General features: G+C 69.7%; 22 protein-coding genes and 1 tRNA gene. 9 read left to right on the top strand and 14 right to left on the bottom strand.

Translation table 11 applies throughout. The features are described from left to right. Positions 1-194 precede the first annotated feature (194 nt). Both C2865_RS03055 and C2865_RS03050 read left to right on the top strand, forming a co-directional pair. Positions 195-1754: a DEAD/DEAH box helicase gene (locus C2865_RS03055; RefSeq protein ID WP_232835311.1), complete on the top strand. Its 1560-nt coding sequence runs from the start codon at positions 195-197 to the stop codon at positions 1752-1754. A gap of 145 nt (positions 1755-1899) precedes the next feature. Further along, positions 1900-2715, top strand: a complete 816-nt coding sequence (locus tag C2865_RS03050) for a polysaccharide deacetylase family protein (protein WP_232835310.1) — start codon at positions 1900-1902, stop codon at positions 2713-2715. A gap of 19 nt (positions 2716-2734) precedes the next feature. Here C2865_RS03050 and C2865_RS03045 read toward each other — a convergent pair whose 3' ends face one another. Next, positions 2735-3490: an acyltransferase gene (locus C2865_RS03045; RefSeq protein WP_106396720.1), complete on the bottom strand. Its 756-nt coding sequence runs from the start codon at positions 3488-3490 to the stop codon at positions 2735-2737. Positions 3491-3571: 81 nt separating this feature from the next. Further along, positions 3572-4294 carry a hypothetical protein gene (locus tag C2865_RS03040; RefSeq protein WP_157963535.1) on the bottom strand — a complete coding sequence of 241 codons (723 nt, stop codon included), beginning with the start codon at positions 4292-4294 and terminating at the stop codon, positions 3572-3574. Positions 4295-4454: 160 nt separating this feature from the next. Here C2865_RS03040 and C2865_RS03035 point away from each other — a divergent pair, with 160 nt between their 5' ends. Together C2865_RS03035 and C2865_RS03030 are read left to right on the top strand one after the other, a co-directional pair. Further along, positions 4455-4982, top strand: a complete 528-nt coding sequence (locus tag C2865_RS03035; RefSeq protein ID WP_106396718.1) for a peptidylprolyl isomerase — start codon at positions 4455-4457, stop codon at positions 4980-4982. A gap of 13 nt (positions 4983-4995) precedes the next feature. Continuing rightward, complete coding sequence (locus tag C2865_RS03030; protein ID WP_106396717.1) at positions 4996-5853, top strand: rhomboid family intramembrane serine protease; 858 nt, start codon at positions 4996-4998, stop codon at positions 5851-5853. 179 nt (positions 5854-6032) lie between these two features. Here C2865_RS03030 and C2865_RS03025 read toward each other — a convergent pair whose 3' ends face one another. Further along, positions 6033-6290, bottom strand: coding sequence for a cell division protein CrgA (locus tag C2865_RS03025; protein ID WP_106396716.1), 258 nt, complete (start codon positions 6288-6290; stop codon positions 6033-6035). Between the two features lie 152 nt (positions 6291-6442). On the opposite strand from C2865_RS03025, the gene C2865_RS03020 reads away from it, so the two are divergent. From C2865_RS03020 to C2865_RS03015, 3 genes are read left to right on the top strand one after another with little or no spacing between them, the layout of a single operon-like run. Beyond that, positions 6443-7087, top strand: coding sequence for a class E sortase (locus C2865_RS03020; RefSeq protein ID WP_106396715.1), 645 nt, complete (start codon positions 6443-6445; stop codon positions 7085-7087). Positions 7088-7096: 9 nt separating this feature from the next. Then, on the top strand, positions 7097-7264 hold the full coding sequence (locus C2865_RS39880) for a hypothetical protein (protein WP_198652848.1): 168 nt from the start codon (positions 7097-7099) through the stop codon (positions 7262-7264). Next, the gene (locus C2865_RS03015; protein WP_106396714.1) at positions 7251-7904 is read left to right on the top strand and encodes an anthranilate synthase component II; all 654 of its coding nucleotides are present in this window, start codon (positions 7251-7253) and stop codon (positions 7902-7904) included. Before C2865_RS39880 ends, C2865_RS03015 begins: the two co-directional genes overlap by 14 nt. 149 nt (positions 7905-8053) lie before the next feature. Here C2865_RS03015 and pknB read toward each other — a convergent pair whose 3' ends face one another. From pknB to C2865_RS02985, 6 genes are all read right to left on the bottom strand, one after another. Continuing rightward, positions 8054-9994 (bottom strand): Stk1 family PASTA domain-containing Ser/Thr kinase, encoded by a 1941-nt coding sequence (gene pknB / locus C2865_RS03010; RefSeq protein ID WP_106396713.1) that lies wholly within the window; start codon positions 9992-9994, stop codon positions 8054-8056. Between the two features lie 219 nt (positions 9995-10213). Continuing rightward, positions 10214-11728: a penicillin-binding transpeptidase domain-containing protein gene (locus C2865_RS03005; protein ID WP_106396712.1), complete on the bottom strand. Its 1515-nt coding sequence runs from the start codon at positions 11726-11728 to the stop codon at positions 10214-10216. Beyond that, positions 11725-13269 (bottom strand): FtsW/RodA/SpoVE family cell cycle protein, encoded by a 1545-nt coding sequence (locus tag C2865_RS03000; protein ID WP_106396711.1) that lies wholly within the window; start codon positions 13267-13269, stop codon positions 11725-11727. Before C2865_RS03000 ends, C2865_RS03005 begins: the two co-directional genes overlap by 4 nt. 31 nt (positions 13270-13300) lie before the next feature. Further along, positions 13301-14968 (bottom strand): Stp1/IreP family PP2C-type Ser/Thr phosphatase, encoded by a 1668-nt coding sequence (locus C2865_RS02995; RefSeq protein WP_106396710.1) that lies wholly within the window; start codon positions 14966-14968, stop codon positions 13301-13303. Further along, entirely contained in the window at positions 14965-15510 is a 546-nt protein-coding gene (locus tag C2865_RS02990) for an FHA domain-containing protein FhaB/FipA (protein WP_106396709.1), read from the bottom strand. Before C2865_RS02990 ends, C2865_RS02995 begins: the two co-directional genes overlap by 4 nt. A 9-nt stretch (positions 15511-15519) precedes the next feature. Further along, on the bottom strand, positions 15520-16260 hold the full coding sequence (locus C2865_RS02985) for an FhaA domain-containing protein (protein WP_106396708.1): 741 nt from the start codon (positions 16258-16260) through the stop codon (positions 15520-15522). Between the two features lie 129 nt (positions 16261-16389). On the opposite strand from C2865_RS02985, the gene C2865_RS02980 reads away from it, so the two are divergent. Continuing rightward, positions 16390-16472, top strand: a tRNA-Leu gene (locus C2865_RS02980). Between the two features lie 236 nt (positions 16473-16708). Here C2865_RS02980 and C2865_RS02975 read toward each other — a convergent pair. The 3 genes from C2865_RS02975 to C2865_RS02965 form a co-directional block, all read right to left on the bottom strand. Continuing rightward, positions 16709-17617 carry a hypothetical protein gene (locus C2865_RS02975; RefSeq protein ID WP_106396707.1) on the bottom strand — a complete coding sequence of 303 codons (909 nt, stop codon included), beginning with the start codon at positions 17615-17617 and terminating at the stop codon, positions 16709-16711. Positions 17618-17812: 195 nt separating this feature from the next. Then, positions 17813-18514, bottom strand: a complete 702-nt coding sequence (locus C2865_RS02970; RefSeq protein ID WP_106396706.1) for a hypothetical protein — start codon at positions 18512-18514, stop codon at positions 17813-17815. Further along, positions 18511-19425, bottom strand: a complete 915-nt coding sequence (locus tag C2865_RS02965; RefSeq protein ID WP_106396705.1) for a hypothetical protein — start codon at positions 19423-19425, stop codon at positions 18511-18513. Before C2865_RS02965 ends, C2865_RS02970 begins: the two co-directional genes overlap by 4 nt. A gap of 134 nt (positions 19426-19559) precedes the next feature. On the opposite strand from C2865_RS02965, the gene C2865_RS39875 reads away from it, so the two are divergent. After that, positions 19560-19907, top strand: coding sequence for a hypothetical protein (locus tag C2865_RS39875; protein WP_198652846.1), 348 nt, complete (start codon positions 19560-19562; stop codon positions 19905-19907). A gap of 130 nt (positions 19908-20037) precedes the next feature. Here C2865_RS39875 and C2865_RS02955 read toward each other — a convergent pair whose 3' ends face one another. Continuing rightward, positions 20038-20949, bottom strand: a complete 912-nt coding sequence (locus C2865_RS02955) for a hypothetical protein (protein WP_106396704.1) — start codon at positions 20947-20949, stop codon at positions 20038-20040. Between the two features lie 428 nt (positions 20950-21377). After that, entirely contained in the window at positions 21378-22220 is an 843-nt protein-coding gene (locus C2865_RS02950; RefSeq protein ID WP_157963534.1) for a hypothetical protein, read from the bottom strand. Between the last annotated feature and the right edge of the window lie 559 nt (positions 22221-22779).

Raw genomic sequence — 22779 nt, 5'->3', positions numbered from 1 at the left:
AGGCGGGTATGCTGAACAGCTGTTGTGGAGAACATGGCATAAAGCTGGTTCTCCCGACGTTAGTCCAGTGTTCACCCATTTCACGGCGTGCCGCTCGTCGGCCGCCGGGCTCGTCCTTGCAGCGACCCTCCTCATTCACGTGCCGCCGGCACAGGGGGCCTCCCGAGACGTGCCCCCCTCTCGGAAGGCTGTACGTGTCAGACGTATCCCCTGCCCTGCCCGCCCCCACCACGGAAGAAGAGATCCTGCCCTCCTTCGCCGAGCTCGGCCTGCCCGCCGCGCTGGTTGACTCCCTCGCCCGCAACGGCATCACCCACCCCTTCCCCATCCAGGCCGCCTCGATCCCCGACGCGCTCGCCGGACGGGACATCCTGGGCCGCGGTAAGACCGGCTCCGGCAAGACCCTCGGCTTCGGCCTCCCCCTGCTGACCCTGCTCGCCCACCAGCAGGCCCGGCCGAAGCGGCCGCTCGGCCTGATCCTGGTGCCGACCCGCGAGCTGGCCCAGCAGGTGCAGACCGTCATCGAGCCGCTCGGCCGCGCCGTCGGCCTGCGGATGAAGACGGTCATCGGCCAGACCTCCATGCCCCGCCAGATCGACGCGCTGCGCCGCGGCGTCGAGATCCTGGTGGCCACCCCCGGCCGCCTCAAGGACCTCATGCGCCAGGGCGCCTGCGACCTGTCGGAGGTGCGCATCGCGGTGCTGGACGAGGCCGACCACATGGCCGACATGGGCTTCCTGCCCGACGTCACGGACATCCTCAACGAGGTGCGGCCCGGCGGCCAGCGCATGCTGTTCTCGGCGACCCTCGACCGCGAGGTCGACGTCCTGGTCAACAAGTACCTCAACGACCCGGTCACCCACGCGCTCAGCGAGGTCAACGACACGGTCGACACGATGGAGCACCACCTTCTCCTGGTCCCGCCGAAGGAGAAGAACACCATCACCGCCGAGATCGCCAACCGCGAGGGCCGGACGATCCTGTTCGCCCGCACCAAGCACGGCGTCGACCGGATCGCCAAGCAGCTCACCTCGGTGGGCGTGCGCGCGGCCGGCCTGCACGGCGGCAAGTCGCAGAACCTGCGCACCCGTACGCTGGCCGAGTTCCGCGAGGGCCGCATCAGCGTCCTGGTCGCCACGGACGTCGCCGCGCGCGGCATCCACGTGGACGACGTCACCCTCGTGCTGCACGTCGACCCGCCGGCCGACCACAAGGACTACATGCACCGGGCCGGCCGCACCGCGCGGGCGGGCGAGAAGGGCACCGTCGTCACGATGGTGCTCTCCCACCAGGTGCGGGCGACCACCTCGATGATGCGCCGCGCCGGCATCAACGCCGAGCGGCTCAAGGTCACCTCGATGGACCCGTCGCTGGTCGCGCTGACCGGCGCGCGCGAGCCGTCCGGCGTGCCCATCCCCGAGCCGATCATCCCCGAGCAGGAGAAGCGCTCCTCGCGCCGTCAGGGCGGCTTCGGCCGCGGCCCGCGCCGCGGTGGCGGCGGTGGCGGCGGCCGTCCCTACCGGGGCGGACGCGAAGGCGGCTTCGAAGGCGGCCGCGACGCGGGCCGTGACGCGGCGGCCGGCCGTGACGGCGAGCGCGGCGGCGGCCGTCCGTACCGGGAGCGCGGCGAGCGCGAGGCCGGCGGCAACCGGGCCCACCGGGGCACGGGCCGGCACGCGGGCGGCAACCCCTCGGGCGGCACCTCGGGCGGCGGCGAGCGCCCCTACCGCCAGCGCCGTTCGACCACCGCCTGAGTCTCAGGCAGCACCGACCGTACAGGCCGGGCCCGGATGAGGGCCCGGCCTGTAGCATTTCTTGCTTCTAGGGCTTTCTCGCCGTTTATGGTGACAGAGTTCTCAACTCCGATGGTCGTGACGGCCGCGAGGAATGCGGGGAGCTGTGCGTTGGGGCAGGCGGCTGGCGATCGGTGTCGCCGGCCTGATGGGGCTGATGCTGGTCTCGGGAGGATCGGCGAGCGACGCCCACCGGATCGAGTGGACCTGGGCTGAGAAGAAGCGCGAGGCGGAGCGGCCGAAGGAACCGCTGCTCCCGCCGCTGCCGACCCTGCCCCCCACCTTCGAGCGGCCGAAGACCGACTGCCGCAAGCTCAGGTGCGTCGCGCTGACCTTCGACGACGGTCCGGGCCCCGACACCGAGCGGCTGCTGGACATGCTCGCCAGGGCCAAGGCGAAGGCGACGTTCTTCGTCATCGGCCTGAACGCCGCGCAGTACCCCGACGTCCTGCTGCGCGTGGCCGAGGAGGGGCACGAGGTCGGCAACCACACCCAGAAGCACCTGCAGCTCACCAGCGAACCGGACAAGGCCGTCGACCGCGAGCTGGACGCCACCAACCGCGCCATCAAGAGCGTGCTCGGCTTCCCCCCGACCCTCTTCCGGCCGCCCTACGGCGCCACCGACAAGCGGGTCGAGCGGCACGCCCGCGACGACGGCATGGCGGTGATCCTGTGGAGCGTGGACACCAACGACTGGGAGAACCGCGACAGCGGCGTCGTCGCGCGCCGCGCCGTCAAGGGGCTGCGCCGGGGCTCGATCATCCTCATGCACGACATCCACCCCACGTCCGTGGACGCCGTCCCGCGCATCCTCGAGGCGGCCCGGCGCAAGGGGCTGACCCTGGCGTCGGTCTCGGACGTCCTGGCGGCGTCGGAGGGCGTGAAGAAACCGAAACCCGGCAAGAAGTACCTGGGCCGCTGAAGGCGCGCGGGCCGCCGGGTCAGCCCGCCTGCTCGCGCCTGGCGGTGTCCTCCTCGCGGATGCGGTCCTGGAGCTCCTGGAGGCCGCGCAGGCCGTCCAGGGACAGCAGGGCGAGCTCCTCGGCGGTGGCGGCCGGGCGGTTCTTCAGCGGCGGCAGCCAGCCCTCCTCGGCGTCGTACCGGCGGACGACCTTCGCCGGCACGCCCGCGATCACGCAGTTGTCGGGGAACTCCCCCCGGACCACCGCGCCGCCGGCCACGGCCACGTTCCTGCCCAGCCGGGTCCCCGGCAGGATGATCGACCCGGTGCCCAGCCAGCAGCCGTCGCCGATCTCGACCGCGCTGTTCTCCGGCCACTGCCGGCCGATGGGCGCGTCGGTCTGCGCGTACGTGTGGTTCTGGTCGGTGATGTAGACGTAGGGCCCGGTGAAGACGTCGTCGCCGATGACGATCGACTGGTGGCCGACGATGTGGGTGCCCCGGCCGATGGAGCAGCTCCCGCCGATCCTGACGATGACGTCGGGTCCGAGGTCCAGGCCCGGCACGAAGCCCGCGGAGATGGACACGTGGGTGCCTACCAGGGTGTGCGCGCCCACCGAGATCCAGGGCTCACCGAAGATGGCGCCCTGGGGGAAGGCGATGCAGGCGCCCTCGCCCAGATGGTGGAAGCGTTTGCCCCCGGGGGAGGCGGGGCTGATCTCGCCCAGCCTGCGGATCAGTGCGTAGGCCCGGTGCACGGCCTCTCCGGCCAGCCGGCGCGCGCCATCCTTGAACATGGGGCAAAGGTACATGTACCTAAAAAATGGGCTACCCGCCGGTAGGGCGGGTAGCCCGGGAAGCACAGGTCACCCCGTGGATCACTCGGGCGCGATGCCGCCCACGCCCCGGGTGCCGGAGACCGAACCGCCGCCGTAGGAGGCGTTCTGCCCGGCGGAGGGGCTGTAGGAGCCCGAGAGCGTCTGCTCCTGCCGGTGGCGCTCGGACTCCAGGCTCTCCTCCGGCTCCAGCAGGTGCTCCATCTGGTGCCGGCGCCGGGTCATCATCATCGCGACGGTGGCGCCCGCCGCGCAGGCGGCGAGGGTGCCCAGCATGGTGTTGCGGGTGTTGCGGCGGCGCTTGGCCGGCTCGATCCAGGCGGCGGTGCCGCTCAGCGCTGAGCCGATCTTCGGCGCCATGCTGCCGTTGAAGTAGACGGCGGCGCGTTCGATCCGCGGCGCGGTCCAGCCGCGGGCCGCGGTCATCCGGTGGGACGCCATCCGGCGGGCGGCGATCGAGGCCGGGATCATCCAGGCGACGGCCTTCGTGGCACCGGTCTGCGCCTGGTTCATCCCGGTGTGGGTGCGGTGCATCTTCGTCTGCACCTGGGACGCCCCGGTACGCGCGCGCGACACGCCGGTGCGCGCCCGGGACTTCAGCTGGGACTTGGCCAGGGCCCCGGTCACGGCGGCGCGGGGTTTCCTCCCCATCGGTCGGCGCAGGCCGGGCATGCTGGAGTTGTGCATGGCCCCGGTCACGCCCCTGGTCCTGAAGCGGAGCCTCCGGTTGACCTCCTTGGGCGTTCTCCGAATGGAACGGCGCATGGACACGTTTCCTCCCCCGAATAGCTGACGATCCTGAAAACTCCCTTCCCTCCACCCCGGACGTCACACCTGCCCTCGGCACACGTCACACCTTGTGAACGCACCGCCCGGAGGGCGTGGCAGGATGACGGGGTCGGCGCTGACAACATCAGGAGGAGCTATGGCCGAGACACTTGCGACGTTCAACACCAGCCACGGGAAGATCGTCATCCGGCTGTTCCCGGAACTGGCGCCCAACACGGTGGCCAACTTCGTGGGTCTGGCCGAGGGCACCAAGGAGTGGAAGCACCCGGAGACCGGTGCCGTCTCCAAGACCCCGCTCTACAACGGGACGATCTTCCACCGGGTGATCGACAACTTCATGCTCCAGGGCGGCGACCCGCTGGGCAAGGGCATCGGCGGCCCCGGCTACAAGTTCGACGACGAGATCCACGCGCAGAACAAGTTCGACCGCCCCTACCTGCTGGCGATGGCCAACGCGGGCCTCCAGGGCGGCAGGGGCACCAACGGCTCGCAGTTCTTCATCACCACCGTGCCGACCCCGTGGCTGAACGGCGGCCACACCATCTTCGGCGAGGTGGTCGAGGGCCAGGACGTGGTCGACGCCATCGGCAAGGTCGAGACGGCCCCCGGCGACCGTCCGCTGAAGGACGTCGTGCTGAACACGGTGACGATCGAGCGCCGCTGACCGTTGCACTGACGTGACAGACACTCCCCCGGCTCCCCAGCAGGCCGGGGTGCCCAGCTGCTACCGGCACCCCGGACGCGAGACGTACGTGCGCTGCACGCGCTGCGAACGGCCGATCTGCCCCGACTGCATGATCGAGGCGTCGGTCGGCTTCCAGTGCCCCGAATGCGTCCGCGAGGGCAACCGCGACGTACGGCGCGCGCAGGGCCGCTTCGGCGGCGAGGTGGCGACCGTGCCGCGGCTGACGTACGCGCTCATCGCGGTCAACGTCGCGGTGTTCCTCCTGCAGTACGGGCTGGGGGACGCGAACCTGATCCGCTACGACTTCGGGCTGATCCCGCCGCTCGTGGCGGAGGGCGAGTACTACCGGCTGCTCACCTCGGCGTTCCTGCACCACGGGGTGGCGCACCTGGTGCTCAACATGTGGGCGTTGTGGGCGGTGGGGCAGTCCCTGGAGTTGTGGCTGGGCCGGACGCGCTTCCTCGCCCTGTACATGATGAGCGCGCTGGGCGGTTCGGCGCTGGTCTACCTCGCCTCGCCGCCGCTGTCCAACACCGCGGGGGCGTCCGGCGCCATCTTCGGCCTGTTCGGGGCGATCTTCGTGATCTCCCGCCGGATGAACATGGACATCAGGCCGATCGCCTTCGTGATCATCCTGAACCTGGCGTTCACCTTCGTGATCCCGCTGCTGGGGGGATCGAACATCAGCTGGCAGGGCCATCTGGGCGGACTGTTCACCGGCGGGGCGCTGGCGATGGCCTACGCGTACGCGCCCCGGCGGCACCGCACCGCGGTCCAGCTCGGCGCGACGGCCGCCGTCGCGGTCCTGCTGCTCGTGCTGACGGTGCTGCGCACGGCAGCGCTGGCCTGAGCGCCGGGCCGTCCGGCGCGTGCCGACGTCATCGGGCGCGCGCCGGCGGACGACCGGTCACGAGCGGCGGGTGTACGTCGGTCTGTGGACGAACCGAACAGCCTGGGGACGGCGCGAACCGTTGTCCCCAGGCTGTGGAAAACATTCGTGGATTGAACCACGCGATACGTGGGTAGAGGTTACCGCCACTTGGTGGACAGGATCACTCCGAAGATGATCAGAGTGAAGCCGATGCCCAGGTTCCAGTTGCCCAGCTCGCTGATCAGCGGAACGTCGGAGGCGGTGCTGGCCGCGACGTAGTAGGTGGCGATCCAGCCCAGGCCGATCAGCCAGGCGGCGATCATCACGGGCACCAGCCAGCGCGGGGTGACCGCGGCCTTCTCGGCCCGCACCGGCGGGGTGTAGACGGCCTTCTTGCGGGTCTTGGACTTGGCCACGGATAGTCTCCTCAACGAACGCGGGGTCGCGCGTCTACTCCCGCGCAAACGTCTAGTCCGCTGAATTCTAATCGCTCCCCGCGCGTGAGCGCAGCGTCCCGGGCCACCACGCGTGCCGCTGGTAGGTTGACCCAGGTGAGGGGACTGAGGTGATGCGCGGATTCATCAAGGCGCTGGGCGAGATCTTCATCACCTTCGGCCTGGTCGTGCTGCTGTTCGTGACCTACACGCTGTGGGGCACCGGCCGCTACACCCAGGCCCAGCAGACGTCGCTGGCCGAGCAGTTGGACGCCAGGTGGTCCGAGCCCACCGCGGCCGACGTCACCCGGGAGAAGGTGAAGCTCGGCGACGGCATGGCGCTGATCCGCATCCCGAGGTTCGGGGCGAAGTACCGGTTCGTGATCGTGGAGGGCACCACCCCCGCCGATCTGCGGCGCGGCCCCGGCCACTACGCCGGGACGGCGATGCCCGGCCAGATCGGCAACTTCGTGGTCTCGGGGCACCGCACGACCTACAGCGCCCCCTTCAACAAGGTCGACAGGCTGAAGGACGGCGACGAGATCCTCATCGACACCCGCCGGACCCAGTACGTCTACCGGGTGACCGGCAGCCAGATCGTCGCGCCGACCCGGGTCGAGGTGACCGCGCCGGTGCCCTTCCGCCCCGGCCGCAAGCCGAAGAAGAGGCTGATCACGCTCACCACGTGCCATCCCAAGTATTCTGCGGCCCAGCGGCTCATCATCTTCGGTGAGCTCGACCGGCAGCTTCCCCGTGTGAACGACGGGGGCCAGAAGTAAGGCGACCCCATGTACCTGTGGATCTGGCGTCACCTCCCCGCCAAGAGCCCCCTCGCCAAGTCCGCGATCGCCCTGGCGCTCGCCCTCGCCCTGACGGCGCTGCTGTGGTACGTCGTCTTCCCCTGGGTGGAGCCCCAGATCCAGTTCGACCAGGGGACCATCGATGAGGACGGCTGAGCGCGTCCTCGTCGTCGACAACCGCGACAGCTTCGTCTACAACCTCGTCCAGTACCTGCGGGAGCTCGGCGCCGACTGCCTGGTCCTCGACCGGGACGAGGCCCGCCCGGAGCACGCCTCCGGGATGGACGGGGTGCTGCTCAGCCCCGGGCCCGGGCACCCCGCCGGCACCGGTGTCTGCCTGGAGCTGCTGGCCGCCGCCCGGTACGGCGGTCCGCCCGTCCTGGGCGTCTGCCTCGGCCACCAGGCGCTCGCGCACTCCTTCGGAGCCAGGGTCGCCCGCGCCCCCCAGGTCGTCCACGGCTACACCAGCGAGATCCACCACGCCGGACGCGGCGTCTTCGCCGGCCTGCCGTCGCCGTTCCGCGCCACCCGCTACCACTCGCTGGCCGTCGACCCCCGGACGGTCCCGGACGAGCTGGAGATCACCGCCACCACCTCCGACGGCGTGATCATGGGTCTGCGGCACCGGACGGCCCCGCTGGAAGGCGTGCAGTTCCACCCGGAGTCGGTGCTCAGCGAGCACGGGCACGCGCTGCTGCGCACCTGGCTGCGTTCGCTCCGATCCGGAGGAGTTTTTTCTTCAAGTTCTTTCCCGGAAACCGTAACGACGGGCCCTGCCGCGACGAAGACCGTATGAGGGCTTCCGCCATCGCCCCCGAGTGGCGGAAGCCCTCTTTTCGTGCCTCAGGCCGCGGAAGGACGACCGCTCCCGGCCCCTGAACGCCGCAAGAGCCCCGGACTCGAAGTCCGGGGCTCTTGTGCGTCTCCATCCGCCTCAGCGGTGTCTCACGGCGCGAAGGGGTCGGTGTCGTCGCCGTCCTCCTCCGGCGGCAGGCCCGGGTCGGGCTGCTGGCCGGGGTCCGGCTGGTTCGGATCGGTGGGAACAGGCGGCTGCGTCTGCTCCGGCGGTACCTCCGGCTGCGCGGCGATGTAGACCACGATGGTGGTGCTCACCGGGACCTCGGTGCCCGCGATCGGGTTGGTCTTGAAGACGGTGCCCGGGGCGGCCCCGTTTTCTGCCGGTGCCTGGGTGAACTCGACCTTGTTGAAGCCCTCGTCCTTGAGCCGCGCCTTGGCGGTGACCTCGTCGGCGCCGAGCAGGTCGGGCACGACCGCCTTGGCCACGGCCTTGGCGACGGTGACGTTGATCGTCGCGCCCTTGTTCACCGTCCGGCCGGAACCCGGCTGGACCTTCAGGACGGTGCCGGGCTCGGCCGAGTCGCTGCTCTGCTCCTGCGACTGGACCAGGAAGCCCTCACCCTGGAGGATCTTCTGGACCTCGTCGAAGGGCCGCCCGACGAGGTTGCCGGGCACGGACACCTTCTCCTTGCCGATGGAGACGAACAGGGTGACGGCGCTGCCCTTCTCGACCTCCTGGCCGCCCGCGGGGTCGGTGCCGATGACCTTGCCCTTGGCCACGGAGTCGCTGGCCTGCTCCTTGGCGTCGACGGTGAAACCCTGGCCCTGGAGGGCCTTGGTCGCCTCATCCTGGGACATGCCGTCGACGCGCTCGATCGCCACGAGGTTCGCGGCGGGGTCGTCGCCGCCGTCGTCGCCGCCACTGGTGAGCAGCACGGCCAGACCGGCGAAGACACCGACGACCACGACCCCCAGCAGCAGCCACAACGCGGCCTTCTGCGCCTTCTTGCCCGGCTCGTCGTCGTGGGAGGCGGCACGGCGCCGCCCGCCCCCGCCGTGCTGGGTCGCCTCGTCGTAGCGCACGGGCGGCAGGTCGTCGTAGCCGCCCTGGCCCGCGTAGGTGGCGGGGCCGACCGGCTGCTGCACCCGCGTCGGGTTGCCGGGGACCTGGCCCATCACCTGGGTGCCGGCCATCGGCGGCACCACCATGGTCGAGGTGCTCTGCGAGGCGACCTGCACGCCCTGCATCGCCCGCTGGATGTCGGCGCGGAACTCCGAGGCGCTCTGGTAGCGGTGCGCCGGGTCCTTGGTCATCGCCTTCAGCACGATCCGGTCGGCCCACTGGGGGATCTCCGGGTCGAGCTGGGACGGGGGGATCGGCTCCTCCCGCACGTGCTGGTAGGCGATCGCGACCGGCGAGTCGCCCTGGAAGGGCGGCCGGGCGGTCAGCAGTTCGTACAGCACGCAGCCGGTGGAGTACAGGTCGCTGCGGGCGTCCACGCGCTCGCCGCGCGCCTGCTCGGGCGACAGGTACTGGGCGGTGCCGATCACCTGGGCGGTCGCGGTCATGGTGGCCGCCGAGTCCGACATCGCGCGGGCGATGCCGAAGTCCATCACCTTGACCTCGTGGTCACGGGTCAGCATGACGTTGGCGGGCTTGATGTCGCGGTGGATGATCCCGCCGCGGTGGGAGTAGTCCAGGGCGCGCAGGATCCCGTCGACGATCTCCAGGGCGCGCTCGGGCCGCAGCCGCCGCTCCTGGCCGTTCTCCGGACGGATCAGCTCGCGCAGCGTGTGGCCCTCGACGAGCTCCATCACGATGTAGGGCACCGGCTGGCCGTCGAAGTCGTCCTCGCCGGTGTCGTACACCGCGATGATCGACGGGTGGTTGAGCGAGGCCGCCGACTGGGCCTCGCGCCGGAACCTGGCCTGGAACGTGGCGTCCCTGGCCAGGTCGGTGCGGAGGGTCTTGATCGCCACGGTGCGGTCGAGCCGAAGGTCGCGGGCACGGAACACCTCGGCCATGCCTCCGCGCCCGATGACGGCACCGAGCTCGTAACGGCCGCCAAGCAGCCGAGGCTGTGTCATGTCTCGCAGTCCTTTGATCCGAGTCGAACCTTGTTACCCGAACCTAGCGCCCGAGTGGTAGTGCTTTCGGGATTGGGTTCGTGATGAGGCGTCGTTGTGGTAATCGTTACCGACGGCCCGGCGGCTTCAGAGCGCGGTCCTGCGGGGGATGCGGGGGCTCGTTCCCCCGGCTCGGGTGTGACCGGAGTCTCCACGGGTGTAACCGTCATCGCGTGTCCGTCACTTCTGGTTCAGGGCGTTGATGATGTCCGCGGCGATCGGGCCCGCGGAGCTGGCGCCGTAGAGGTCGGTGCTGCCCTCGACGAAGACCGCGAAGCCGTACTTGGGCTTGTCGGCCGGAGCGAACCCGACGAACCAGGCGCCACCTCGGGTGGCGGTGAGCTCGGTGGTACCGGTCTTGCCCGCGATGTTGCGGCCCCGCAGAACACCGGCGGTGCCGTCGGTGATCACCCGGCGCATCATCTCCTGCAGCTGACCGGCGGAGTCGCTGCTGATCGGCTTGCCCATCGCGGAGGGGTCGGCCTTGTAGATGGTGCCGGCCTCCTCGGGCTTGCCGTCGTCGCCCTCGACCCGGGCGACGGCCTTGTCGACCAGGTACGGCTTCATCATCTCGCCGCCGTTGGCGATCGCCGCGCCGATCATCGCCATCTGCAGCGGGGTGGTCTTGGTCTCGCCCTGACCGAACGAGCCGCGCAGGATCTCGTCGCGGTTCTGCACGTTGTGCGGGTACTCCGACGCCGGGGCGGACAGGTCGTCCTCGATCGGGATCCGCTTGTAGAACCCGAACTTCTCCGACTGGGAACGCACCGCCTCGTTGCCCAGGTACTGGTCCTCGGCGCCGAGCAGGGCGTAGGTGGTGTTGCAGGAGTGGGCGAAGGTCCTGATCAGCGGGGCTGTCGCGAGGCCGCAGTTGATGCCGTCGTCATGGCTGTTGGTGATCGGCTTGCTGCCGCCGGTCGGCGTACTGATGGGAGCGGGGACCGGGGTCTCCATGCTGTTGCCGTTCTGGCTGAGGAAGGCGGCGGCCACCACGGTCTTGAAGGACGAGCCGGGCGGGAAGAGCTCGGCGTAGGCCTTGTTGACCATCGGCTGCTGCCGGTCCTTGGTCAGCTTGTCCAGGGCGGCGGCGACGGCGTCCGGCTTCTGGACGTCGGCGACGGTGTTCGGGTCGAAGGACGGGAAGCCCACGGCGACCTTGACCGCGCCGGTCTCCGCGTCGATGACGACGGCCGCGCCCCGGGTCAGGGCCTGGGAGGTGAGCCGCTGGTAGGCCACCTGCTGGGCCTTGGCGTCGACCGTGGTGTAGACGTTGCCGCCCAGCGGCTTCTCTCCGGCCAGGGTCTTGATCCAGGAGGTGGCGGTCTGCCGCTCGTCCTGGCCGTCCAGGATGGAGTCGAAGGACAGCTCCACCCCGGCCTTGCTCAGGTTGCTGGTGAAGTACCCGGTGATGGGGACGAAGACCTCGGCGTTCTTGATGTACTTGCGCTGGTACTTGGACTTCTTGTTGCCGGGGCTCAGCGGTTCGGAGAAGGCGAGCTTCACCTTGTCCGCGGAGTAGATGTCGCCCCGGTTCCGCAGGAAGATGCCCTGGTGCTGCCGGTTGTTCAGCGCGTGGGTCTGCAGGTCCTTGGCCTGGAACGCCTGGATGTAGTTGGCGTTGATCATCAGGACGGCGATCAGTGCCAGCCCGACCAGGGCCACCCGCTTGAGCTGGTCGTTCATCGACTTGTTCATCGCAGGTTCCCCACGTTGACGATCTGCGTCATGCCCTCGTCCTGGATCGCCACCGGGGCGGGCTTGCGCGCCTCGTGGCTGAGCCGGATCAGAAGGGCGATCAGCACCCAGTTGGCCAGCAGTGACGAACCGCCCTGGGAGAGGAACGGCGTGGTCAGGCCGGTGAACGGGATCAGCTTGGTGACACCGCCGGTGATCACGAAGATCTGGAGGGCGAAGACGAAGGACACCCCGCCCGCGAAGAGCTTGGCGAACTCGTCCTTGGTGGCGATGGCGACCTTGAAGCCGCGCTCCACCAGCAGGACGTAGAGCATCAGGAGGGCCATGATCCCGGTCAGGCCCAGCTCCTCGGCGAGCGAGGTGAAGATCTCGTCGCTGAACGCCAGCGGGGTGCGGTAGGGCTGGCCCTGGCCGAGCCCGGTGCCCAGCACGCCGCCCTCGCCCATGGCGTACAGGCCGGCCATGAGCTGGTCGCTCTCGGCGTAGCTGCCGCCCGCCGCCATGCACTCGTCCCAGGTGGGCTTGGCGTCCATCATGTTGTCGACGGTGCCGTCGGGCAGCTTGCAGCCGCCGCCGAAGTAGTTCTCGGGCGACAGCCAGATCTCGACGCGCTGGTTGATGTGGTCGATGCCGATCAGCTGGGCGCCGATGTAGATGATCAGCACGCCGCCGATGAACAGGCTCAGCCCGATGAAGACCCAGGACGCCTTGCCCGTGGCGATGTAGATCATGCTGACGAACAGGCCGAAGAACAGCAGCGCGGTGCCGAAGTCGTTCTCCACGGCCAGGACCATCAGGGTGAGGATCCAAAAGCCCAGGATCGGGTAGAGGTCGCGCGAGCGCGGCAGCTCCAGCAGCCAGATCTTGCGGCTGACCAGGGACAGCGCCGCCCTTTTCTTCACCAGGTAGGCGGCGAAGAACACCACGAAGGCCATCTTGCAGAACTCGGCGGGCTGGATGGAGAACGGGCCGAGCTTGATCCAGATCCGGGCGCCGTTGAGCTCGGTGCCGATCACCGGGACCATCGGCAGCATCAGCAGGACGAGGCCGACCGCGCCCAGCGTGTAGTGGTACCGCTGGAAGGCCTTGACCTCCTTGACGAGGATCAGGGCGGCGATGAACAGGCCGATGGACAGGACCGTCCACATCAGCTGGCCCATGATGTCGGCGCCCACGCCGAACGGCACGTACTCCTGACCGGGGTTGGCCGCCTCGAACCTGGCCTTCTCCTCGGGGAAGTCCGTGGTCGTGGTCTGGTCGATGCGGTAGATCATCATCAGGCCGAGGCCGTTGAGCAGGACCGCCAGGGGCAGCAGGAGCGGGTCGGCGTACGGCGTCCACTTCTGCATCACGAAGTAGGAGACGCCGGCCAGCGCGACGATCGCCAGCGCGTACCCGAACATGTTGGTGGGCAGGCTGCCGTCGCGGGCCAGGCCGACCTGGGCGAAGCCCGCGATGGTGACGACGAGCGCGAAGACGAGCAGGCCGAGGGACGCCGCCCGGCGTGGCCGCGCGGCCGTCGGCGTGGCTACCTCAGTCATGGCTGCTGGAGTCCCTTCCTCACGCGCGTCGTCACTTGGGGCAGTCGCTGCTCTGGTTGGGCTGCGGTGTCTTGCAGCTCGCGGCGCGCTCCGCCAGGACCGTCAGCTCTTTGACCGCGTCCTGAACCGTCGGGTACTGCTTGCTCTTGGCCTCCTCGAGGGCGGTCAGGGGCAGGGTCTGCAGGTCGGGCCGGGGGAGCTGGTCGCCGGAGGAGGGGTCCTTGGCGAGCGGGGCGGCCAGGCCCGGGCAGCCGGGCTGGCCCTCCCCGCGGACGATCACCACGGTGTCGGGCTGCCGCTCGGCGATGCTGATCTTGCAGGCGCCCTCCAGCCGGACCAGCTCCCGCCTGATGGCGGGGAGGTCGTCGTGGTGGATGGACCTGTCGCGGATCTTGTCGCGTTCGGAGTTCGGCAGGTCGGCCAGGGTGAGGGCCGGCTGCTCCTTCTTGGGGGCCTTGGAGGCGGGTGGGAGGCCGAACAGGCTCTTGTTGGTGCCCTCGAAGACGACGACCTTCTGGCCTTCGGCGCCCAGGTAGTAGCCGCTGTTCAGGCTGGTGTAGCCGAAGTACCCGGCGGCGACCACCAGCAGGCCGACGACGCCCACCGCGCCGAGCAGCAGCGCGGGCTTGGGCTTGCGGCGGCGCGGGGCCGGCTGCGGGGGGGCCTCGCCGGGCGGCCCGCCCTGCGCGCCGACGGGCGGCGGCGGAGGCGGGGCGGCGGGCGGGGCTCCGGCGGCCTGGTACGGCTGCGGCGCGGCCATGTGGGGCGCCGGGGCCGGGGGCGGGACGTAGTCGCCGCTCGGCTGGAGCGCCGGTTGCGGCAGGGTGTCGCGCAGGTGGTCGGCGGCGCGCTGGGCCGGGGTGTCGGCGGGGCGCTGCTGCTGCGGCGGGGCGGCCTGCGCGGCCTCCTGCGCCTTGCTGGCCGCCGCTCCCGCCAGCACCTGGCGGTCCTGGACGGGCGGCTCGGCGTTGAGGTCGACCACGTCGGCGACCACGCAGGTGATGTTGTCGGGGCCCCCGCCGCGGTTGGCCAGGTCGATCAGCTGCCGGATGGCCGCGTCGGGCGTCTCCTGGGCGGTGAGCACCTGGTGGATCGTCTCGGCGCTGACCACGCCGCTCAGGCCGTCGGAGCACAGCAGGTAGCGGTCGCCGATCTGGGCCTCGCGCAGGGAGAGGTCGGGCTCGACCTCGTTGCGGCCGTCCAGGGCGCGCAGCAGCAGGGAGCGCTGCGGGTGGGTGGCGGCGTCGTCCAGGCTGATCCGGCCCTCGTCGACCAGCGACTGCACCAGGGTGTGGTCGTGGGTGATCTGGAACAGCTCGCCGTTGCGCAGCAGGTAGGCGCGGGAGTCGCCGATGTGGGCGAGCGCGACCTGGCTGCCCGACCAGAGCATGGCGGTCAGGGTGGTGCCCATGCCCTGCAGGGACGGGTCGCCCTCCACCATGTGGTGCAGCCGGTCGTTGGCGGCCTTGACCGAGTGCTCCAGCGCGACCAGGAGCTGGTCGGCGGGCACCTCGGTGTCCAGCTGGCGCAGGGTCTCGATCGCCGCGGCGCTGGCGATCTCGCCGCCGACGTGGCCGCCCATGCCGTCGGCGACGGCCAGCAGCCGGGACCCGGCGTAACCGGAGTCCTCGTTGCCCTCGCGGAGCATGCCCACGTCGGAGCGGGCGGCGTAGCGGATGCCGATACGTGGAGTGTTCATTTGCGCAACTCGATTACGGTCTTGCCGATACGCACCGGGACGCCGACAGGGAGTTGGACGGGCCGGGCCGGGACCACCTTCGAACGGCCCAGATAGGTGCCGTTCGTCGAGTTCAGGTCCTCCAGGATCCAGCCGGCGTCCTGCCGGAAGATCCTGGCGTGCCGGCTTGAGGCGTAGTCGTCGGAGACCACCAGGGTGGAGTCGGGGGCGCGGCCGATGGTGATCGGCCCGGAGGAGGCCAGATCGATCCGGGTACCGGTCAGCGGACCCTCGGTGACGACCAGAGCGGAGGGCTCGTGTGACTGCTGTTGCGGGGGCTGCTGCTGTTGCGGCTGCTGCCGCTGCTGGGGGGGAGCCTCCGGCTGACGCTGTTGCCGTGCCCGTTCCTGGGCCGTCTGCCGGGGCTGTCTGGGGGGTCGGTCGGCGGCCCGCTCGGCGGCCCGGGAGCCGAACAGATCGGCTCGGATCACGCCCACCGCGGCGATGACGAAGAGCCACAGCACCACGAGGAACGCGATCTTGATGAGCGTCAAGGTGATCATCGAGGGGTGTTACTCCCGGTCGCGGCGGAACACGAGGTTGGTCCGGCCGATCGTGATCCGGGTGCCGTCGATGAGGGAAACTCGTCGAATCGGCTGACCGTTCACGAAACTGCCGTTGGTAGACCCTAGATCCACGAGCACGATTTCGGGACCTTCTACACGGATCTCTGCGTGATGGCGTGATACTCCGGGATCCACCAACCGCAGATCGCAGTCGGTCCCCCGGCCCAGGAGCGTCACCGGTGTGGTGATGTCATAGGACTGGTGGGCTCCGTCGCCCGTGGTGACGTCGAGCCGCGGCCGGCCGGGGAAGGCGCTGCCCCTGCCCTGCGGGTGGTCGGACGCGGGGCGGCGGATCTCGTTGTTCTCGATGGTCGAGCCACGCACGACGCCCGAGCGTATGCGGAACATGCCGGTGCTCAGGTCGCCCGCGGGCTCGAACCGCACCCGCACCGGGCCCACGAACGAGAAGCCCTGCTCCTTGGCGTACTCCCGGGCCAGGTTGGCCAGCTCCTGGCTGAGGCTGTCGGCGTACACCTCCAGCCGCTGGCCGTCCGGCTGCGAGATCTCCACCACGAAGTCGTTCGGTACCAGGGTCCGGCCCTGCGCCACGATCGCGGCGCGCTCGTCCATCTCCCGCTGAACCGCGCTGGCCACCTCGACCGGCTGCAGCTCGGACTTGAACGCCCGCGCGAAGGCACCCTCGACCATGCCCTCAAGCCGGCGTTCGAAGCGCTGTAGGACGCCCACCGGGCACCTCCTCTCCCTGCTAGTCAGACGATCGTATCCGGGGGAAGGTTCAAGACCCGCCGCCGTTCGCAAACCACCCGCCGGGACGTGCTAATCTTTTCAAGCGCCGCCGAAAGCGGCCAATCGCAAGGGCGAGTGGCGGAACGGCAGACGCGCACGGTTCAGGTCCGTGTGCCCGAAAGGGTGTGAGGGTTCAAATCCCTCCTCGCCCACCCTGGGGCCCCGACGAAAGTCGGGCCCACCGCGTGGCGGAACGGCCTCGATGCGAAAGCGTCGGGGCCGTTCGTCATTTACATGGTCTTTCGTGGCCGCGTCCGGTGACCGGTTTTCCCGGTGGAGCCTGACCCAGGGGCGGGCCTTGTCGGGTATGTCCTGGTTGTGACTCGATTGCGGACGTGCTGAAGCCCGGAGGCCGTCGTGGGCGTCCGGGCGGTCGAGGGTGTTGTGGTCAGGTGGCGGGGCTGGTTTCGATGTAGCCCTTGGGTGTCCACTCACTGAGGTTGCGGGTTCGTCGGCGGGGTGTGCGGCGGCGTGGTTTGCCGGTGGGGCCGGGGAGGCTGTCGGCCCACATGGTGATCTTTCTGGTGTTGGCGTGTGCGAGCTGGAAGGCCAGCAGGAGGCTTTGGGCTGCGATGCCGCGGACGCGGCGTCCTTGGGCGCGTTCGATGGCTTCTCTGGCGTCGTCTTTGGCGTAGCCGTTCATGCCTTCGGTGGCGTTGCGCAAGGTGGCGTAGGCGTGTTGCCATTCGGGGCTGCCGTAGGTGAGGGGTTGCCACTGCTTGGCGCCGTGTTTGGGGGCCACAGTGATGGCGGTCTGTTTGCAGATCAGGGGCGGTTTGACGGGGCTGGGAGGTATGGCGACGAGGGGCAGCCGGGGGTTTTTGCCCATGCTGGTGGGTTTGAGGGGGCATTGGAGGCGGCCTGCGGTGGCCGGGCACATGTAGCGCTGGTGGCCGTCTGAGGGTTTGGCGCGGCCTTTGGGCGCGAGCTGGTAGGGGGTGCGGGCGTCGGCGCGGGCGCGCCAGGTGACCTGGTCGATCTTCGCGGGGTCGTTCTTGCGGCGGTACAGGTCTTGGGTCGCGGAGATCAGCTGAGGGGGCGTGTGCGGGCAGTACCAGGACCCTTCGACCTGGAGTGCTCCGTAGACCTGGCTCTGGACGCCGAATTGTTTTACGGAGTAGTTGTAGACAGGGCTGAATCCCAGGCTGCGCAGCGGGAGCTGGTAATGCTCGGGAAGGGAGTTGTTGTAGGCGTTGTCGGCGGCCACGTAGCCGGTGGGGTATCCGCGGCGGACGATGTCGGCAAGGACGGCGGTCCCGTTGGCGCCGGGGCTGTGGCCTGGCCGTGCGAGCTTCATCCCCAGGACCAGGGCGGGGAGCGGGGGCGCGCCGGGTGGTGGTGTTGCGGAGGGCGTGATGGCGTGGGTGACGGCGAGGGCCGCGTCGTAGCCGTACAGGTACTTGGGTTTGCGGGAGCGGGTGCTGTTCTCTTCCGGGAGAGGGGTTGCGGGGTTGGGGTGGTCGGGGTCGGCGTGGTCGCCGTGGCGGACGTATCAGTCGGTGTCGGGGTCGGTCGACAGGTAGGGGCCTTTGCTGCGGATGCCTCGGGAGGGGGTGGTGATGACGGTGGCGTCCAGGCCCAGGGAGCCGTCCGCGGCCTCCAGCAGCGGGCGGACGGGCTGCAGTGAGGCTTCCAGGACCTGGTTGCAGGCGAAGGTCAGCAGTTCATCTCGGGCGTTCAGGGCCTTGTGGTCGGCGTTCTTCTCGATGCGGGCGGCGTCGGTTTTGAGCAGGCGCCTATTCTTGGGCAGGGGTGAGGGGTCCAGGTGCCGCAGCAGGTCGTGGAAGATCCTGCGGACCACGGAGTAGGCGGCTTCGAATCCATCGAGGTCATCGGGTTTGTCGCGGAGTTTGAACCGGCGTCGCCACTGCTCGCCGATCCGCCAGTAGAGGATGTCGGTGACGTGGTTGAGGTGCAGGTGGCCGCCGCCGCTCTGGCGGCAGGCCAGCTGGAGGCCGACCAGGAGTCCTTCGACGGTGCAGGTGCGGGGCCGTCCGGTCTTGCGGGCCAGGAGCGGTTCGAAGGTCTCCAGCAGGCCGCTGGCGGCGACGAAGTCAACAGCCCGCTGGACTTCCCCATCGGAGATCTGGGTGCGTTCCTCCCGCAGGCTGAGCCAGCCGTGGCCTTTACCGCCCGGGTAGGTCTTGGCGACGGCCTCTTCGTGAAGGCCGGGCTCGTGCAGCGGGGCGGTCATTCCTGTCCTCGCAGCAGCGTCGCGGCGACCTCCGGGCCGACGTTGTGCACGTGGGTCAGGATGCGGCTGAGGCCGTGCAGGGTCTGCAGGCCCGCGGCGGCCACGATGACCGGTAGTGGCAGTCCTGCGTCGATCAGGGAGACCAGCCAGGTCGCCCGCAGCCGTGTGGTCTTGAGCGCCGGGGTGCCGGGGGCGGGATGGGCGCGGGAGACGAAGTTGGTGACGAGGTTGCCGCCCCGGTTCGCCACCTGTGGCCGCAGCAGGTACCGCTCGGGCTTGACGCGGGCGGCCTCTGAGGCCAGAACCCGTTCCCAAGGGCGGCGGCAGGCCACCATCCGGGCGCGTCTGCCCCGCACCGCCACGACCACCCCATCGGTTGCGCGGACGTCGCGGGCGCGGAGCGGAAGGACGTCGCGGGAGTCCAGGCCGCATCCCAGCCCGAGCGCCATCAGCACCTTCAGCCCGCACCGGAGCTCCTCGGTGGGCTGCCCGGCCGCCCACGCCCACAGCGCGGCCTGCTCGGCCCGGCTGTAGGGCCGCGAGGCCGCCGATCCCGACAGCCGCGCGGGCGTGCCGCTCGCGCAGTCTCCTCCCAGCACCGCTTCGCGCAGCCGCAGCAGTTTGGAGCGGTAGTTCGCCCGCGTGGCCTCCCCCAAGTGCGCGCATCCCACCAGCACGAACCGCTCGATGTACTCGCGCGACAGCCAGGAGGCGGCCTCCAGCGGATAGCCCTCGGCGTCGGCGAACAGCGCCAGCTTGGCCAGCACCCCCATCAGCTCGTCCTCCGGATACGGCACGGCCGGTGCCGCCAGCGCCACGGTCGCCCGCACCTGCCCCGCCACCCGCGGCCACCCAGGTGGGTCGCCCGCCGGAGCGTAGGTCCCGATCGCCGCCCCGTTCTTGTCCGCCATGTCCGCTCGCAGTCGGTGTGCCAGGAAGGGAGATCTTCCCCTCAAGATCACAGCTGCCCGGACTGCGGAGGGTGCTACACCATTAGCACCTCTTTTTCGGTTTCGTCTGGGCTTTGTCGTCCACAATGTGGGTCGTGGCCGGTGACGAATCTCGTGCGAGAAGGCCCCGCGACTACGTGCTCGAGGGCGACTGGCCGCAGGCCGCCCTCGCCGACCATCACGGCGCGCGCGTGGCCCAGCAGCTGGCGGCCCGTCTGGCCGAGGCGATGGGCCAGCAGGCGGTGAGCGCCAAGCGGCTGGGCGCCCTCAGCGGTGTGAACCGGCAGACGATCGCCAACGTCCTGGCCGGAGCGGTGTGGCCCGACCTGATCACGATCGCGAACCTGGAGTTGGCGCTGCAGCGGCGGCTGTGGCCGGAGTTCCCGGAAAGAGCCCTGCTCGAAGGCAGCAGCCTCGAAGACGGCAGCGGATCGCATGGGTAGGTGTTCCTCATCTTCCGGGCACGCCGGAGGTCGAGCGGGCGCCGCTGCGGGCGTGCGGGCGGACACCGTCAGTCTTTTCCGCGCTGCCGGGCGGCCGGTGGTCTGAATCGCTGTGCGGAGCCGGTCACCATCAGAGCGTCCCGGTGCGCTCCTCGAGACGGCGCACGTCGGGCAGGTGCGAGGCCGGGGGCTGTGGTGCCGGGCCGCGCAGCAGCAGCGCGGCCCGGCCGGGATCGGCTTCGGGCAGGTAGGGAAGCACCCGGGCCAGGGTCTTGAGGGCCAGCTCACCGGAGCCGCACTGCGCGGCGATCGAAGTGAACGGCGTACGCGCCAGGAGCAGATCGGTGAACCAGGTGGCGTGCAGCCGGCTCACCAGGAGAGGCGGGGCATCGGTGTGCTCGCAGCGGCGGACCAGTTCGGAGACCAGAGCGCTCGTCCGCCTGGCCCGCCCTGGTTGGAACAGGTATTCCTGCGGGCGCATCCCGGTGATCTCGGCGCGCAGGACGTCCTCCCAGCCGTGCAGGCACACCGCGGGCGCACTGCCTCCCGGCAGGTCGAGCCGGACGGTCCCGTCCTCGGCCGCAGACCTCACGTCGCAGACCCGCAGGTCGACAATTCTCCGCGTCGGCAGTCCGCACCCGTATCCCAGGCACAGCAGCATCCGGTGCCCCCGCTTCAGTTGCTCGGTGCGTTGGCCGGTCGCGCACCACCACAACGCCGTCAGCTCGACCGCCGTGTAGGGGCGCCACCTGCTCGAAACCCACAGACCTGCCTGGCCGCTGCTGCCGTACACGATGCGGGCCAGCCGTTCCAGCTCCCTGCGGAACTGTTCGCGGGTGCTGCGCCTGAGGCCACCGCACCCGCTCTCGCAGAACCGGTCGATCAGCTCTGTGCCCAGCAGCGTCGAGAACCCGACCGGACGGCCGGCGTTGTAGACGAAGGCCGCCAGACGGGCCACCAGCCGCATCAGCTGCCGAGCCCGCTGGGGATCTGGCGGGTCGACGGCGGCGACGATCCGCCGCACCACCTGCGCCGTGGTCACCCAGGCCGCCGACCACTCCGCTGGCCGGAACCCCTGAATCGCCGCAGCTATCTCCCACCGATAGCCCAAGACGCCGGGCTCGGCGGTGTCCCGGCCGGGTGCTCTCCTGTGCTGACCACGTTCCTCGGAGCCGGGCCGCTTCACAGCCGAGAAATCGGGCGAATGATTCACAAAACCCCTCGTGATATGCCGTAGTGCCCACAAGGCGGACACACTTAGCTCACGGCAGGGCACGAAAAGCGACCACACCGGGACATCGCCCGGTATGGTCGGGGGTGGCCCTGCCGTTCGGTGAAAACCCAGCAGCTATTCGGTGCTGGGGTGACGGTTGCGGTGTCGGCTCGCCGCCGGGTGGCAGCCCAGCGGCGAGCCCCTTTTCACAGGACTCGGGACCATCTCATGGTCTCTGCCGTGAGATGGCCACACGTCTACATGGCCCTCCCCGAAGCGTGGGGCTGCTGGACGTACTGGTACCGCCCGCTCGAGCACGCCGACATCCGCCCCTGCTCGACCAGTTCCTTCAGCACACGGCGCAGCGCGTCCTGGTCCAGGATCGCGAGTTCATCGGCGATCTGGTGGGGCCGGAACTTCCGGTCGGGACTCTCGCGTACGTACGCCAGCACCTGGGACACATCGATGGAGTCGGCCTGAGTGCGGGACCTGCGCGAGGACCTGCCCGGAGCATCGGCTGAAGGCGTTTCCCCACTTGGGTCGGCTTCCTGGTGGGGCCCGCTCTGCGCAGCCCGAGAGGAGGCGGCGAGCGACTGGTAGGCCCCGTCGGCGTTCTTGCGAAGACGCCCGCGCTTTTCCATGTACTTCATCAACGACCGCACCTTGGCGGTCTCATCGTTGCCCTCATCGTTCCAGCCCAGTAGCTCAGCGATCTCCCGGGGACGGAATTCACGATCGGGGTGCCGGTCGACGACCTCCTGGATCTGGTCGCAACGGCTGAGCGGGGCATCTGCAGGCTCCCCGTCCCTATCGGCCGAGGACTGCGCATCGGTCGGCGGGGGATCGGCGGATCCGGTGGAGGAGCCTGCTTCTTGCGCTGCGTTCGCTGTGTCCAAGACCAGCTGGGTCAGAACATCCTTGGACTGTGCCAGGAAGGCCAGTCGGCTCTCGCAGCGCTCCAGGGCGGTCTCCGCATCACTGATAGTGATGCGGAGACCGGCCTGCCGAGCTTGAAGCACTTGGATGTCGCCCTCGACGTGCTCCAGCGCGTCGGTGAACGCCTGACGGGAAGCGCTCACCGAATGCGTGTAATTGACCACAGAGCAGAGCGTAACGTTCCCGGGGTGCCGCTGGGCGGTCATTCGCATCACCGCCTCCACACGGTTGTGGCAGCACTGCCGATCCGGGGCTTACGCAGGCAGTGAAACCCACTGCTACGGCTGCCTCCCAGCCCGGATCCGGATGCAGATATCCCTTGGTAAGACACTTGCAAGAGCGGCTGCAGGGCTGTCCTACACGGCTTCTGCGGGGAAAGCGGGAGCCTCACTCGCATCGATGAGGCCGCTGCAGGCCGCGGCCGCAGGGATGCCATGCCCGCAATCCTTCTGCGGGAGTAGTGGTCCACTGGCGAAGGGCTACCCGGAGGTCTAGCGGTTGCGTTGCCACATGGCAGCCCATCCGCCGAGGGCCAAGGCGAGCGCGCCGATCACCAGTAGCCATCCCCAGCCGATGCCTTCCTCTTGGGAAGGTCGTACCGGCGGAAGCGAACTTGAACTGCCCGGCGATCGGATGCCCGGCAGCGGGTACCCCAGGTAGGCCAGGGCGTAGATGGGGTCCAGTGCTGGAACCCACATAAACCCAGGATCCACAACGAGTAGA

It is taken from the genome of Actinocorallia populi (genome assembly GCF_002995495.1).
Taxonomy (GTDB): domain Bacteria; phylum Actinomycetota; class Actinomycetes; order Streptosporangiales; family Streptosporangiaceae; genus Actinocorallia; species Actinocorallia populi.
The sequence above is the reverse complement of the archived record's forward strand: the minus strand, read 5'-3'. Positions and strand labels throughout refer to the sequence as shown.

Bases quoted from the DNA above. Each gene is read 5' to 3' on its own strand.
- C2865_RS03045 (WP_106396720.1), bottom strand. From the start codon at position 3,490: ATGTTCAAGGATGGCGCGCGCCGGCTGGCCGGAGAGGCCGTGCACCGG.
- C2865_RS03040 (WP_157963535.1), bottom strand. From the start codon at position 4,294: ATGCGCCGTTCCATTCGGAGAACGCCCAAGGAGGTCAACCGGAGGCTC.
- C2865_RS03035 (WP_106396718.1), top strand. From the start codon at position 4,455: ATGGCCGAGACACTTGCGACGTTCAACACCAGCCACGGGAAGATCGTC.
- C2865_RS03020 (WP_106396715.1), top strand. From the start codon at position 6,443: ATGCGCGGATTCATCAAGGCGCTGGGCGAGATCTTCATCACCTTCGGC.
- C2865_RS39880 (WP_198652848.1), top strand. From the start codon at position 7,097: ATGTACCTGTGGATCTGGCGTCACCTCCCCGCCAAGAGCCCCCTCGCC.
- C2865_RS03015 (WP_106396714.1), top strand. From the start codon at position 7,251: ATGAGGACGGCTGAGCGCGTCCTCGTCGTCGACAACCGCGACAGCTTC.
- pknB (WP_106396713.1), bottom strand. From the start codon at position 9,994: ATGACACAGCCTCGGCTGCTTGGCGGCCGTTACGAGCTCGGTGCCGTC.
- C2865_RS03005 (WP_106396712.1), bottom strand. From the start codon at position 11,728: ATGAACAAGTCGATGAACGACCAGCTCAAGCGGGTGGCCCTGGTCGGG.
- C2865_RS03000 (WP_106396711.1), bottom strand. From the start codon at position 13,269: ATGACTGAGGTAGCCACGCCGACGGCCGCGCGGCCACGCCGGGCGGCG.
- C2865_RS02995 (WP_106396710.1), bottom strand. From the start codon at position 14,968: ATGAACACTCCACGTATCGGCATCCGCTACGCCGCCCGCTCCGACGTG.
- C2865_RS02990 (WP_106396709.1), bottom strand. From the start codon at position 15,510: ATGATCACCTTGACGCTCATCAAGATCGCGTTCCTCGTGGTGCTGTGG.
- C2865_RS02975 (WP_106396707.1), bottom strand. From the start codon at position 17,617: ATGAAGCTCGCACGGCCAGGCCACAGCCCCGGCGCCAACGGGACCGCC.
- C2865_RS02970 (WP_106396706.1), bottom strand. From the start codon at position 18,514: ATGACCGCCCCGCTGCACGAGCCCGGCCTTCACGAAGAGGCCGTCGCC.
- C2865_RS02965 (WP_106396705.1), bottom strand. From the start codon at position 19,425: ATGGCGGACAAGAACGGGGCGGCGATCGGGACCTACGCTCCGGCGGGC.